Raw genomic sequence first — 12542 nt, 5'->3', positions numbered from 1 at the left:
CAACGACGACATGACGAACGGTACCGGGGAGGACGCAGCATGCGACTGACGTTGACGCAATTTGGACAATGGTTGCCTGCGGACGTGCAGACCCCCATCAGTCTCTATCTGGGACTCGTGGGCGATGCGCCGGGTATTCTGCTTGAAAGCGCGGAAGTGGACGGCCGATTGGGTCGCTATAGTCTGATGGCCTGGGATTTTCGGTGTTTGTTCACCCAGCGGCAGGGCCGTTTGGCCGTGGATGTGTTGGATCAGCGCTTGCGACCGTTGGCGGAATTGAACGGCATGCCCTGTGTGGAGGGGCTGCGGCGGGCCTTGGCCATGATCGACGTCCGTCAGTCCCTTCCTAAGCAGGACGGATCCCCGGCATCGGATCGGGAGGATTTGCCGCCCATTACACGGAGTCTGATCGGGTATCTCGGATACGGGGTAGCCGGATTGCTGGAACCGGAGCTGGAAACGGCTTTACCGGCGGAAGACGCCGACCTGGCCCTGGCCCTGCCCGGACGCATGGTGCTTTTTGACCACCTCCGGCATCGTTGCTGCTTCCTGAGTTTGGATCGGGACGACAAGCCTCTGCCCAAACCTGTGCCGAGTTTTCAGGATATTGCAGCGCCACGCGCTGCCGAGGCAGAGCCGGAATCCACTCCCGAGCGGGCGGGATACAAGGCCGCGGTAGAACGGGCCAAGGAATTGATTCGTGACGGGGAATGCATCCAGGTGGTGCTTTCCACACGGTTTACCGCCCCGCTCACGGATGCGCCGTTCCGCATCTACCGGCGGCTTCGTCAGGCCAACCCTTCGCCGTTCATGTTTTACATGCACCTGCCCGACGGTTCCGGCGAGGACATGACCCTGCTGGGATCATCCCCGGAAATGCTGGTGCGGTGCGACCGGGGACATTTGGAAGTGCGTCCCATTGCGGGAACGCGGCCCCGGGGCGCGGACGAGGCCGAGGACCAGTCTCTTGCCGAAGAGTTGTTGGCGGATCCCAAGGAACGGGCCGAGCACGTCATGCTGGTGGATTTGGGCCGCAACGACCTGGGCCGTATTGCCGCGCCCGGCAGCGTGAACGTGCGGCGGTTCATGCAGGTGGAGCGTTTTTCCCACGTCATGCACCTGACGTCCTACGTGGATGCGCAACTGCGGGACGGGCTGGATGCCCTGGACGTGCTGGCGGCCACGTTTCCGGCCGGGACGGTCTCGGGCGCACCCAAGATCCGGGCCATGGAGATTATTGCGGATTTGGAAGCGGAGCACGGGGAATCCCGACCGCGCGGGCCGTATGCGGGCTGCATCGGCTGGCTGGGGCTGGGAGCCGGACCGGTGAGCCTGGACACGGGCATCACCATCCGTTCGTTGTGGATTCGCGGGGAGCAGATCCACTGGCAGGCCGGGGCGGGCATTGTGTTCGATTCCGATCCGGAAAAGGAATGGCAGGAATGCAACAACAAGGCGCGGGTGCTGCGGGAAGTGGTGCGCGGCAGGGAGGACGGCGATGTTTTTGCTGATCGATAATTTTGATTCCTTCACCTTCAACCTGGTGCAGGCCTTCCAGCAACTGGGAGCTGATCCCGTGGTGCTGCGCAATAACCGGGAAGAGTTGCTGGACCGGGAGTTCGTGGCCGGGGTGCGGCGGGTCTGCCTTTCGCCCGGACCAAGCCACCCGGACAATGCCGGACATTGCCTGCGGTTTTTGTCGCTGTTGCCCCATGAGGTGCCGCTGTTGGGCGTCTGTCTGGGACATCAGATCCTGGGACGGTTCGCAGGTGCGGAAGTGAACCGCAACGAACGCATCATGCACGGCAAGACTTCGGCGGTGCGGCATGAGGGCCAGGGCGTGTTCGCTGGCCTGCCCCAGCCCCTGGAAGTTTGCCGGTATCACTCCCTGGTGGTGCGGCCGGAAGGAGCGGAGCTGCTGCGGATCACAGCGCGGACCGAGCGCGGCGAAGTCATGGGGTTGGAGTATGGGGATCGGCCCTGGCATGGGGTGCAGTTCCATCCCGAATCCATATTAACGCCGGACGGACCGAAACTGTTGCATAATTTTTTAAATATTCAGGAAAGATAGGAGAGAAGGATCATGACCACGATGACCACTGCCGTGAATTCAGCCCAGGTGTTGGAGTTGTTGTTGGAAGGCAAGGCACTCAGTGACGACCAAGCGGATGGTATGTTTGAAGAATTGCTTTCCGGGAATTTGGGGCAGGCCGCTGCCGGGGCGTTCCTCATGGGCTTGCGGGCCAAGGGCGAGGATTCCACGGACCTGGCCGCCGGGGTGCGCGCCGGACTCAAACATGCCCGGCAGATCACCGGTCTTTCCGGGCCGCGCATCGACACCTGCGGCACAGGTGGGGACGGCAAGAACAGCTTCAATTGCTCCACGGCCACAGCGTTGTTTCTGGCCGACATGGGACACCAGGTGGTCAAGCACGGCAATCGCGCTGTGTCCTCCTCCTGCGGCAGTGCGGACGCACTGGAGGCGCTGGGCTGCGAGTTGAATACCGAACCGGAGCAGGTGGCCGCCGAACTGGACCGGAATCATTTCGTCTTCCTTTTTGCTCCGGCCTACCACCCCGCCTTCAAGCATATCGCTCCGGTACGCCAGGGTATGGGCATCCGCACGCTGTTCAACTTCATGGGACCGCTGCTCAATCCGGCGCGGCCAACGCACCAGCTGCTGGGCGTCAGCGATCCGGACATGCTCAACCTCATGGGCGAGACTCTGCTGCTTACGGGCGTGGAGCGGGCACTGCTCATCCACGGTGCAGGCGGCTACGACGAGCTGACCACCTTTGGCCCGGCCCGTGGGTATTACATTGAAAAAGGCCGTATGGACAAGACGGTGGTGGATCCTGTGCGGCTCGGATTCCGGCGTTTTTCGCCCGAGGCTGTGGAAGTGGAAGGCAAGGAACACGCCGTGGCCGTGCTGCGGGATATCCTCAAGGGCCGGGGACCGGAACCCATGATGCAGATGGTGGCCCTGAATCTGGCGGCTTGCCTGCATATTCTGGGTGAGGGGGACATGGAATCGTGTTCCGAGGTGGCCCGGGATTACGTCAAGGGCGGCTTGCGACGCGGGGAGGTGGCATGCTGAATCGTTTTCGCGAGGCCAAGGCGATGGAAATCGCGCAACTTCGGGAACTGGCGGAACGCGGCGCCATGCCGCGGCCCTGGTACGGGCATCGTCCGTCCTTTTCAGCGCGGTTGCGCGGTCGCGGTCCAGGGGCGCTTATCGCGGAATATAAGCGAGCCTCGCCCAGCATGGGGCATATCAACGGCACATTGCTGCCCCGCGATGCCGCGTCGTTGTTTGAGGAAAATGGAGCCGCTGCCATGAGTGTGCTCACGGAGGAGACATTTTTCAAAGGAGATTTCGCGTTCCTGGGTGCCTGTGCCGGGCATGGATTGCCCCTGCTGCGCAAGGATTTCCTGTTTGATCCGCTCCAGGTGGATGCCACGGCCTCCAGCCCGGCTTCGGCCCTGCTGTTGATCGTGCGTATGTTTCCGGACGTGGATGCCCTGGCTGCAATGATCCAGCGTGCCACGGCGTTGGAATTGGAGGCCGTGGTGGAGATCTTTGATGAACAGGATCTTGCATCAGCACGCCTGGCCGGGGCCGGGATCATTCAGGTGAATGCTCGGGATCTGGACACGTTGGAAGTGGACCGGGGAAATATTGAACGGCTTGCGGCCCGGCGGGGGGCCGGGGAGGTCTGGATCGCGGCGAGCGGTGTTTCCGAGCCATCCCAGGTCCGGTCCGCTGCGGCCATGGGGTACGATGCCGTGCTGGTGGGGACCGCCATCATGGCGGATCCTGATCCCGGGTCCGTGGTCCGATCCCTGGCCCGGGCCGGGGGACCGGAGGTCTCATGAGGCGGCCCCTGGTGAAGATTTGCGGTCTGACCTCGGAGCAGGAGGCCCGGGCTTGCATGGAGCTTGGCGCGGACCTGCTCGGGTTCATTTTCCATGCATCAAGCCGCCGTTGTGCGGATCCGGCCATGGTGTCGCTGGTTCGATCCGGCGGGGCGCGCAAGGTCGGAGTGTTCGTCAAGCAGGGCGTGTCCGATGTCGTTGCCCTGACGCACCGTTGTGGTCTGGACATGGTCCAGCTGCACGGCGGGCATGGGCGCGACGGAAACCATGGATTTGAAGTGTGCGGCCAGCTGGTCAGCGCCTTGGGCCGGGAACGGATCATCAAGGTGTTCTGGCCGGAACGATACGCCTCTTCCCGGGCATTGCAGGATGATCTGGAGCGCTTTGCTCCGGTGTGCGGATGGATGCTGCTGGATGCGGGAAAGGGCGGCGGCGGGCATGGACGAGGATTTGATCCCGGCTTGCTGTCCGGGGTGCGGTCTCCGCGTCCCTGGCTGCTTGCCGGGGGGCTGGGACCGACCACGCTGCCCGCTGTTCTGACGGCCTTGGAAGAACCGGGCCTGCCGCGGCCGCACGGAGTGGACATGAGTTCGGGCGTGGAAACCGCGCCGGGAAAAAAGAATCTGGAAGAAGTAAAACAGGTCATGCGGATCATATACAGCGGCGCACCGGAGCGGAGCGTCGTGGAACGTGAGGAGTGAAGCGGAGATGAAAAAAGGCTATTTTGGATCATTTGGCGGCCAATTCGTACCGGAATTGTTGATGCCGCCTTTGCTGGAACTGGAGGAAGCCCTGGAGAGCATTGTGCAGACTCCGGCGTTTCAGGATGAGCTGATGGGGTATCTTCAGGAGTATGTGGGCCGCCCCTCGCCCATCACCCACTGCCGCAATCTTTCCGCGCAACTGGGCCTGGATCTCTGGCTCAAGCGGGAGGATTTGAATCATACGGGCGCGCACAAGGTGAACAATACCATTGGCCAGGCGCTGCTGACCAAACGCATGGGCAAGACCACCCTGCTGGCCGAGACCGGGGCGGGCATGCACGGTGTGGCCACGGCCACGGCCGCGGCGTTGCTGGGGTTGAACTGCGTGGTCTACATGGGCGCAGTGGACGTGGAACGGCAAAACGTGAACGTGCGCCGCATGGAATTGCTCGGGGCCGAGGTGGTGGCCGTGCAATCCGGCACCAGAACGCTTAAGGACGCCATCAACGAGGCCTTGCGCCGTTGGATCGCGGATCAGGCCGACACGCACTATTGTTTCGGCACGGCGGCCGGGCCGCATCCGTTTCCTCTGCTGGTGCGTGATTTCCAGGCCGTGATTTCGCATGAGGCGCGAAAGCAGTTTCTGGAGAAGAACGGCGTCCTGCCGGACGTGGTTTCCGCCTGCGTGGGCGGCGGATCCAACGCCATCGGCATGTTCCATCATTTTGTGCCGGACGAGTCCGTGCAACTGGTGGGCGTGGAGGCCGCAGGCACCGGGGAACCCGGGTGCTACAATTCCGCGCCGCTGAACCTGGGGACGGACGGGGTGTTGCACGGCATGAAGACCAAGCTGTTGCAAACCGGGGAAGGCCAGATTCTTCCTTCCCACTCGGTTTCCGCCGGGCTGGATTATCCTGGCGTCGGACCGGAGCACGCCATGTACCACGCCTCGGGGCGCGTCCGGTACGGCACATGCGACGATGCCCAGGCGTTGAAGGCGTTTCAAACCCTTTCGCGCACCGAGGGGATTATTCCGGCGCTGGAAAGTTCCCACGCCGTGGGCTGGGTCATGGAGCACGCCGGGGAGTTGCAGGGACAATCGGTGCTGGTCTGCCTTTCGGGCCGGGGCGATAAGGATATGGGAATCGTGGAGGAGTATTTGTAATGAGCGCGCCAAGCGAAAAACTGACGCAACGCATTGAAGAGGCCACAGCCAAGGGCCGTCCCGCCCTGGTACCGTTTTTGCCCGCCGGGTATCCGCACCGGGAAACCTTTTGGCAGACCCTGGTGGGGCTGGATACCAAGGGCGCGGCCGTGATTGAGATCGGCATGCCGTTTTCCGACCCCGTGGCGGATGGGCCGGTTGTGGAGCGGGCCTCGCTCAAGGCATTGGAAAATGGCGTGAATTTGGAATGGATTTTATCCGAATTGCAAAAACGTGAATTCCGGGCCGGACTGGTGCTCATGGGATACCTCAATCCCGTATTGCAGTACGGCCTGGAACGGTTTGCGCGGGATGCGGCGCGGGCTGACGTGGGCGGCGTGATCCTGGCGGATTTGCCCTATGAGGAGGCTGACGAGGTGCGTTCGGTTTTGGAGGAGCAGGGCGTGGCCTTGATTCCGCTGGTGGGGCTGAACACCGATGCCGAACGCATGGCGCTGTATGCGAAGCATGCTCGCGGATTTGCGTATTTCGTATCCGTACTCGGCACCACGGGCGCGCGGGAGAGCCTGCCCGCCCAGGTGCGCGCCCGGCTGGAACTGGCCAAAGCGGCCTTTGATGTTCCCCTGGCCCTTGGCTTCGGGCTTCGCCGTCCCGAGCAGCTTGCGGAACTTACCGGGTTGGTGGATGCGGCCGTGTTCGGTTCCGCACTCATTGAACACCTGGACGATGGCGGCACCGTGGGCGAGTTTATGGATCGCTGGAGATAAAGGGGGGCAGGCAGCGGCAACTGGCCGGTCCGATAGTGGACCATGCCGGGCAAAATCAGCGCAGCAGGTTCAGCCACCAGTGTTGGATTTGCGGTCCCCAAAGCAGGTGGACCATGCAGGCAAGGGAAAGAAAGGGACCGAAAGGGATGGGCGCTTGCCCTCCCTGCCCCGTGCGGATCATATAAATGATGGCCGCCAGCAGCGCCGTGACGCCTGCCAGGAGCAGCAGCAACGGCAGTCCCTGTGGACCGACGAGCGCGCCGATGAGCAGCATAAGTTTCACGTCGCCAAGGCCCAGCCCCTCGCCGCCGCGCAAGGCGCGATACCCCAGGCGCAGGAGCCAGAATCCGCCGCCGCCGAGTCCTGCGCCCCAAAGCGCCGTGGTGCCGCTGGCGATCCACGCGTCGGGACCGGAACCGGGACCGAGCAGAAAGGTTGCGGTGAGCAGGGCCAGAACCGCGCCCGGGAGCGTGATCACATCCGGGAGCAGAAAGGATTCCAGGTCGATGAAGCTTGCGGTGAGCAGCATGCCTCCCAGCACGAACAGGGCGGCAAAGGGCCAGCCCGGACCGTAGACCATGGCCAGGGCCAATCCCCAAAGACCGGAAAGCAGCTCCAGGGCGGGGTATCGCCAGCTGATGCGTTCCTTGCAATGGGCGCAACGTCCCCGTAGCAGGACAAAGCTCAACAGGGGGATGTTTTGCCACCAGGGGAGCGTGGTCTGGCAATGGGGACAAAAGGACCGGGCCGGATCCACCAGGGAGATGCGGTTCAGCCAGCGATGCACGCAGGCTGTGGAAAAGCTGCCCATGATCAAACCAAGGACCAACGCTGCGAAATCAAAAGGATTCAATGGCATGGAGAGTCGCTCCCTGACTTGAAGAAAAGCGTAATTTACTGCATGACTAATCGCACCCCCCGGCCTAGCCGATTTCGCCGGGAGCCACAAGCCGAGACCCAGAAGGAGAAAGCGCATGGCGGGCCAATACCGCTTTATTCCGCAGATGGACGAGGAACAGATTGCCGCAACCCAGCTCAGCGGGCTGCAATGGACCGTGAAACATGTCTGTGAGGGCAGCCCTTTTTACCGCGAGCGAATCCGTGAGGCGGGCGTGGACCCGGAGGGGATTCGCAGCCTGGATGATTTGCGCTCCTTGCCGCTGACCACGGCGGATGATCTCAAGGAAGGGTATCCGCTTCCGCTGCTATCCGTCCCCGAGCAGGACATTGTCCGCGTGCATGCCTCCAGCGGCACCACGGGAAAGCGCAAGGTGCTTTCCTACACGCAAAAAGACGTGGACGTTTGGAAGAATATGTTTGCCCGCTGTTACGAGCTGGCCGGACTCACGCCCATGGACCGCGTGCAAATTTGCGTGGGCTACGGCCTGTGGACCGCCGGGGCCGGGTTTCAGCTCGGTTGTGAGCATTTCGGCGCAATGGCCTTGCCCGTCGGACCCGGGCTTATCGACATCCAATTGCAAATGTTACAGGATCTTGGGTCAACGGCTCTGTGCTCCACCGCGTCCATGGCTTTGCTCATGGGGGAGGAAGTCCAGAAACGCGGCCTGGCCGACAAGATCAACTTGCGGACCGCAATTTTCGGTTCCGAGGCGCATACGCCCAAGATGCGACGTCAGTTCGAGCAGGCGCTCGGCCTGGAAAGCAGTTTCGACATTTCCGGCATGACCGAACTCTACGGGCCAGGCGCGGGCTTGGAATGCGAGGCCCGCAACGGCATTCACTACTGGGGCGACATCTATATCGTGGAAATTCTGGATCCGGCCACACTCCAGCCCGTGGAGCCGGGCGAGGTGGGCGAATTGGTGGTCACCACGCTGTGTAAGGAGGCCTCCCCTCTGGTGCGCTACCGCACTCGCGACCTGACCCGCGTATTGCCCGGACCCTGTGCATGCGGCTGCTGCATGCCCCGGCATGACAAAATCATGGGCCGGTCCGACGATATGTTTATCTTCCGGGGTGTGAACATCTATCCCGGCCAGATTGCCTCGGTGTTGGAACTGTTCCCGGAACTGGCTTCGGAATACCAGATCATGCTTTCCCGGCGGGAAGGATTGGACCATATGCTCGTGCGTGTGGAACGTCTGCCGGAGGGCGGGCAGCAGGTGGATGACGTTCGGCTTGCCAAAGCTGTATCCGATGAAATCCGCAAACAGATTTTGGTACGGACCGAGGTGGAAGTGCAGCGGCCCGGAGCGTTGCCACGCAGCTTCGCCAAAACCAAGCGCGTGCAGGATGATCGGGGAGAGGACTGACCACGAGACCGCGGTTACGTCCGATCCGCACGGTGCGCCGCAGCAAGCGGGAGACAAGAGTTGATCGGGGACCGCGTATCAGGTTTTGCCATGCAAGAGAAAAGGAACGGCGCGTGCCGTTCCTTTTGTTTTATGGAAGTTGATTTTTCAGAGCTGCGTCCACCCGCTGCGGAAGGACTTTGCCTTCGGTCTTTCGCGGGGTGCGCAGGCATGCTTTTTGTTATTTCACCACAAGCACGGGGCATTGGACGCTCTGCATGACCTTGTGGGTCACGCTGCCGAGCAGCAGTCCCTCCAGGTCGCCGCGTCCTTTGGATCCCATAATCACGAGGTCCACGCCTTCCTCCTGGGCGAATCGGGGGACGATGTTGCTGGGACGTCCGCCTTCGATGCGCGTTTCATATTCCACCTCAAACTGACGCAGGGGCGCGGTTTGCCGTTCGATAATGGCGGCGCGTTCCTTAATGAGTTCGTCCATGGCGCGTCCCAGGGTGTCGTCGTCGAACTGCGGCACCTTGTAGATACGGTAGCAGGAGAGGACCACCACCTGGGCCGCGAAGTTTTGGGCCACGCGTGCCGTCATTTCTGCGGCGCGTGTGGAGTATTCGGAGTCGTCCACGGGCAGAAGGATTTTTTTCACGTTGATCATGCGTCAGCTCCCTTGTTGTTGCGGTTGGGCGCAGAGGTATCCAACGGTACTTGGTACAGAATCGGTAGTATTTCGTGGCCTATTGGTCAACAGGTTGATTGGTTGCCGATGAACCGGGGGTCTCCGGTCGGAGCGGCAGACGCACCCGGATACTGGTTCCGTGGTCTTCAGAGGAAGTGAAGGAAATGTCGCCGCCCATGGTTTTGGCGATGAGCAGGGCAGAATAGGTGCCGAGTCCGCTGCCGCCTTTTTTCCCCAGGGTGGCAAATTTTTCAAAGAACGTATCGCGGATGCTTTGCGGCACCACGCCCATGTTGTGGATGGTGATATCCGTATGCGCGTTCTGGTGCAGGTTGATTTGCACGGTGCTTTCACGCGGGGCGGCTTCCAGGGCGTTTTTTATCAGGTTGGAAAGGAGCGAATAGACGAGCAGTTCCTCCCCCCGAAGGATGAATGCGTCGGCATTCTCCTGCTTCTCTCCGTTGACCAGGATGTGGACCGTGATCCATTTGGACTGGGACAAGTCTTGTAGCTCGGTGAGAATGGAGCGCAGGATGGGACCGATGTTGACGTTTTCCGGGTGGTATTCGTATTTCCCGGTCTCCATTTTGAAGATGTCGAGCGAAAGGTTGATCATGCGGAGCATCTTCAGGCCGGCTTCCTTGATCATGTATAGTGTGGACCGGACTTCTTCGTCCTCCCCGTCCATTCGGCTGAGAATGATGTCAGGCAGGGCAATGATGCCGTTGAGCGGGGTCTTGAGATCGTGCCGGGTGATCTGGTCCACGTCCTCGCGAAGTTTTATCAGTTTTTTTTGTTCGGTGATGTCCACAAAGCTGTCCAGCAGGTAGCGGTGTCCTCCGAGGCTGATGGGCGCTGTGGAGCGCATCACGTGGCGGATGTCTCCGTCTGCGGTGCGGAGCGTTCCTTCACATTTGTTGTCGGTTTTTTTGGGGCAGCATGTCCCGTCCAGGCAGGGGCAACAGTGCTGCTTTTCCTCGCAAAAGCGCTCCTTGCAGGGGCGTCCCATGAGATTTTCAAGCGATTCGCCGAGCATGTCCAAAGCGGTTTTATTGACCTGGGCGATGCTGTGATTGTCCGCGTCGACGAGCACGATGCCCGCGGGTACAGCTTGGATAATGGTGCTCAATTGGGTGTTGGCTTCCTGGAGGTCGCGGGTGCGTTGCTCAATGCGTTGTTCCAGGTGCCGGTTGATTTCGGAGAGCCGCTGCTGCAGCTGACAATTGTCCAGGGCGTGGGCCGCGGAGGAGAGCACCACGGAGAGCAGGGCCAGTGCGGTATCGGGTATGCCGGATCGGTCTCCGTCGAGCAGGGCGGCGAACATCCCCTGGATGCGGGTGCGCGTCGCCATGACATGCAGCAGGATTTCCTGCTTTCGGTCCGTGGTGAGGAAAAAAACCGGGCCGTGTTGCCGCAAGGCCCAGGAAAAGGAGTTGTCCTGAATGAGTCGCTCTATTTCGCACTCCAGACTTTTTTCCTGCTCCTGGGGATGGGCAAAGACGAGTTCGATATCGTTGGTGTCGTCGTTGATGAGAAACACTCCGGCCTGGGAAACGTTCATGAGATCCTGGATGCGGCTGGTGAGTTCGCGAAAAATTTCAGTGGATTCGGCGCAGCCTTGTCCGGAATCAAAGGCTCCGAGAGAGGAGGCCAGTCCCAGGGCTTCCATGGCGGCGTTTTTTTCGCGGGTAAGGTTTTCGACGCGTTGCTCCAGCCGCTGAATGCGTTTTTCTGTGCTGTTTGTCATGAGAGAAAAAGGGTTAAAATATCTTCGAGCTGCCGTGCTCCAGTGCGGATGGTCGGTCCTATGATGCTCAGAGGGGCGTCCAGGCATTCCCAGGCACCTGGTTCGGGATTCGGGACGAGCGCACTACCGTTGAATCCGTATTCCAGGGCAATGGTCATCATGTCCGCCATGTGCAGCAGGGAGGCGCCGCGCGGCTCGGCGCAGAGCGTAGGGGCGTGATGTCCGGCCGCCGTTTCCAACAGCGTGGGTGGCAGGTTCCAGCGCTGGAAGAGTTCTCTGGCCAGGGTCGTGTGGTCCCATCCGAGCAGGCGTTGCTCGGCCAGATAGAGCGGAAGGCACTCCTGGTGGGAAATGATGATGGCCTGGGCCACGATTTCCGGCAGGCGGCTGAGCATGACAAGACGGCCCGTATCGTGGAGGATACCAGCGACAAAAAGTGCTTCACCAGATATTTCTGGCAGATGAGAAGCAAGTACTCGGGCGAAAACGCCGCAGGCCAGAGAGTGCGTCCAGATGGCTTTTGTGGTGGGGGCGGGGGTGGAAATGCCGGAAAAGGATTGGATGATGGTAACCCCCAGGGCCAGCTGGGAAAGCTCCCGCGTCCCAACCAGGGTAACGGCCCGTTCGATTTGTTCCACGGGCCGTGAAAAGCCATAAAAAGGGCTGTTCACCAGGCGAAGCAGCTTGGCGGTCATGCCCGGGTCTTTTCCCACCACGTCCGCGAGATGCCGGGCCGTGCTCGTGGGGTCGTCAATCACTTCCAGGATGCGGAAAAATGTTTCGGGAAAGGAAATGAACACGTCGCCCTGTTTGAGCATCTCCTCCAGGGAGGGCGGGGAAGACTTGGGGGGATCGACCAGGGGGCAATGACGTACCCGGTGAGGCTCCTGATTTTCCATCAGCGCTCTGGCACGGAAGAGTAAGCATTGTCGGCGGAGTTCCGTGGTCGCGGGGTGATCCTCGGAGCAGGCGTCAAAGAGCACGCTGACCCGCTGTTCGGCGCGGTGTAGAATCTCCGGAGGGAAATCGTCTTCCTGGCGGATTGGTTCGGTGCCATTGCCGAGGATGACGGCTTCAGTGATGCCCCAGATGCGCAGTACCCGTAGATGATGTGTTTCAAGGATGGTGTTCCCGGCGAGCAGCAACCGTCCGTCCGGGCCGTGGATGTCCTTGGCCAGGATCATGTCCGGGGCGAGTTCGTCCACATTGATGGTCTGCATTTTCTGGCCGGGCCTCCTGTTGCGGATGAGAGGGGAAACCTACTTTGGACGCATAGCACAGTCGTGGGAACAGGGACAAGACCCGGTGTATGATTTCCCTTGGACTGTGTGCAAAGGGTG

Annotated in this window: 12 protein-coding genes; 8 read left to right on the top strand and 4 right to left on the bottom strand. The window is 61.1% G+C overall.

From position 1 onward, the window contains the following. Positions 1-39 precede the first annotated feature (39 nt). From B5D49_RS01215 to trpA, 7 genes are read left to right on the top strand one after another with little or no spacing between them, the layout of a single operon-like run. Positions 40-1518, top strand: a complete 1479-nt coding sequence (locus B5D49_RS01215; RefSeq protein WP_078715822.1) for an anthranilate synthase component I family protein — start codon at positions 40-42, stop codon at positions 1516-1518. Then, positions 1499-2071 carry an anthranilate synthase component II gene (locus B5D49_RS01210; protein ID WP_078715821.1) on the top strand — a complete coding sequence of 191 codons (573 nt, stop codon included), beginning with the start codon at positions 1499-1501 and terminating at the stop codon, positions 2069-2071. The genes B5D49_RS01215 and B5D49_RS01210 overlap by 20 nt, the downstream gene beginning before the upstream one ends. A gap of 21 nt (positions 2072-2092) precedes the next feature. After that, positions 2093-3097, top strand: coding sequence for an anthranilate phosphoribosyltransferase (gene trpD / locus B5D49_RS01205; RefSeq protein WP_078715820.1), 1005 nt, complete (start codon positions 2093-2095; stop codon positions 3095-3097). Continuing rightward, the gene (locus B5D49_RS01200; RefSeq protein ID WP_078715819.1) at positions 3091-3876 is read left to right on the top strand and encodes an indole-3-glycerol phosphate synthase TrpC; all 786 of its coding nucleotides are present in this window, start codon (positions 3091-3093) and stop codon (positions 3874-3876) included. Before trpD ends, B5D49_RS01200 begins: the two co-directional genes overlap by 7 nt. Beyond that, positions 3873-4577 carry a phosphoribosylanthranilate isomerase gene (locus tag B5D49_RS01195; RefSeq protein WP_200806753.1) on the top strand — a complete coding sequence of 235 codons (705 nt, stop codon included), beginning with the start codon at positions 3873-3875 and terminating at the stop codon, positions 4575-4577. Before B5D49_RS01200 ends, B5D49_RS01195 begins: the two co-directional genes overlap by 4 nt. Positions 4578-4584: 7 nt before the next feature. Beyond that, the gene (gene trpB / locus B5D49_RS01190) at positions 4585-5745 is read left to right on the top strand and encodes a tryptophan synthase subunit beta (RefSeq protein WP_078715818.1); all 1161 of its coding nucleotides are present in this window, start codon (positions 4585-4587) and stop codon (positions 5743-5745) included. Then, positions 5745-6512: a tryptophan synthase subunit alpha gene (gene trpA, locus B5D49_RS01185; RefSeq protein WP_078715817.1), complete on the top strand. Its 768-nt coding sequence runs from the start codon at positions 5745-5747 to the stop codon at positions 6510-6512. Before trpB ends, trpA begins: the two co-directional genes overlap by 1 nt. 55 nt (positions 6513-6567) lie before the next feature. On the opposite strand, the gene B5D49_RS01180 is transcribed toward trpA, so the two are convergent. Then, positions 6568-7371 (bottom strand): prepilin peptidase, encoded by an 804-nt coding sequence (locus B5D49_RS01180; protein WP_078715816.1) that lies wholly within the window; start codon positions 7369-7371, stop codon positions 6568-6570. A gap of 115 nt (positions 7372-7486) precedes the next feature. On the opposite strand from B5D49_RS01180, the gene B5D49_RS01175 reads away from it, so the two are divergent. Continuing rightward, positions 7487-8785, top strand: coding sequence for a phenylacetate--CoA ligase family protein (locus B5D49_RS01175; protein WP_078715815.1), 1299 nt, complete (start codon positions 7487-7489; stop codon positions 8783-8785). A gap of 220 nt (positions 8786-9005) precedes the next feature. Here the strand turns inward: B5D49_RS01175 and B5D49_RS01170 are convergent, their stop codons facing one another. The 3 genes from B5D49_RS01170 to B5D49_RS01160 form a co-directional block, all read right to left on the bottom strand. Then, on the bottom strand, positions 9006-9434 hold the full coding sequence (locus B5D49_RS01170; protein WP_078715814.1) for a universal stress protein: 429 nt from the start codon (positions 9432-9434) through the stop codon (positions 9006-9008). A 79-nt stretch (positions 9435-9513) separates the two neighbouring features. Continuing rightward, positions 9514-11202, bottom strand: coding sequence for a sensor histidine kinase (locus tag B5D49_RS01165; protein ID WP_159447096.1), 1689 nt, complete (start codon positions 11200-11202; stop codon positions 9514-9516). Further along, complete coding sequence (locus tag B5D49_RS01160; RefSeq protein WP_078716032.1) at positions 11199-12422, bottom strand: HDOD domain-containing protein; 1224 nt, start codon at positions 12420-12422, stop codon at positions 11199-11201. Before B5D49_RS01160 ends, B5D49_RS01165 begins: the two co-directional genes overlap by 4 nt. Between the last annotated feature and the right edge of the window lie 120 nt (positions 12423-12542).

The organism is Paucidesulfovibrio gracilis DSM 16080 (assembly GCF_900167125.1).
Classification (GTDB): domain Bacteria; phylum Desulfobacterota; class Desulfovibrionia; order Desulfovibrionales; family Desulfovibrionaceae; genus Paucidesulfovibrio; species Paucidesulfovibrio gracilis.
Note: the sequence above shows the minus strand (reverse complement) of the source record. Positions and strands in the feature narration are given on the sequence as shown.

Bases quoted from the DNA above. Each gene is read 5' to 3' on its own strand.
- B5D49_RS01215 (WP_078715822.1), top strand. From the start codon at position 40: ATGCGACTGACGTTGACGCAATTTGGACAATGGTTGCCTGCGGACGTG.
- B5D49_RS01210 (WP_078715821.1), top strand. From the start codon at position 1,499: ATGTTTTTGCTGATCGATAATTTTGATTCCTTCACCTTCAACCTGGTG.
- trpD (WP_078715820.1), top strand. From the start codon at position 2,093: ATGACCACTGCCGTGAATTCAGCCCAGGTGTTGGAGTTGTTGTTGGAA.
- B5D49_RS01200 (WP_078715819.1), top strand. From the start codon at position 3,091: ATGCTGAATCGTTTTCGCGAGGCCAAGGCGATGGAAATCGCGCAACTT.
- B5D49_RS01195 (WP_200806753.1), top strand. From the start codon at position 3,873: ATGAGGCGGCCCCTGGTGAAGATTTGCGGTCTGACCTCGGAGCAGGAG.
- trpB (WP_078715818.1), top strand. From the start codon at position 4,585: ATGAAAAAAGGCTATTTTGGATCATTTGGCGGCCAATTCGTACCGGAA.
- trpA (WP_078715817.1), top strand. From the start codon at position 5,745: ATGAGCGCGCCAAGCGAAAAACTGACGCAACGCATTGAAGAGGCCACA.
- B5D49_RS01180 (WP_078715816.1), bottom strand. From the start codon at position 7,371: ATGCCATTGAATCCTTTTGATTTCGCAGCGTTGGTCCTTGGTTTGATC.
- B5D49_RS01175 (WP_078715815.1), top strand. From the start codon at position 7,487: ATGGCGGGCCAATACCGCTTTATTCCGCAGATGGACGAGGAACAGATT.
- B5D49_RS01170 (WP_078715814.1), bottom strand. From the start codon at position 9,434: ATGATCAACGTGAAAAAAATCCTTCTGCCCGTGGACGACTCCGAATAC.
- B5D49_RS01165 (WP_159447096.1), bottom strand. From the start codon at position 11,202: ATGACAAACAGCACAGAAAAACGCATTCAGCGGCTGGAGCAACGCGTC.
- B5D49_RS01160 (WP_078716032.1), bottom strand. From the start codon at position 12,422: ATGCAGACCATCAATGTGGACGAACTCGCCCCGGACATGATCCTGGCC.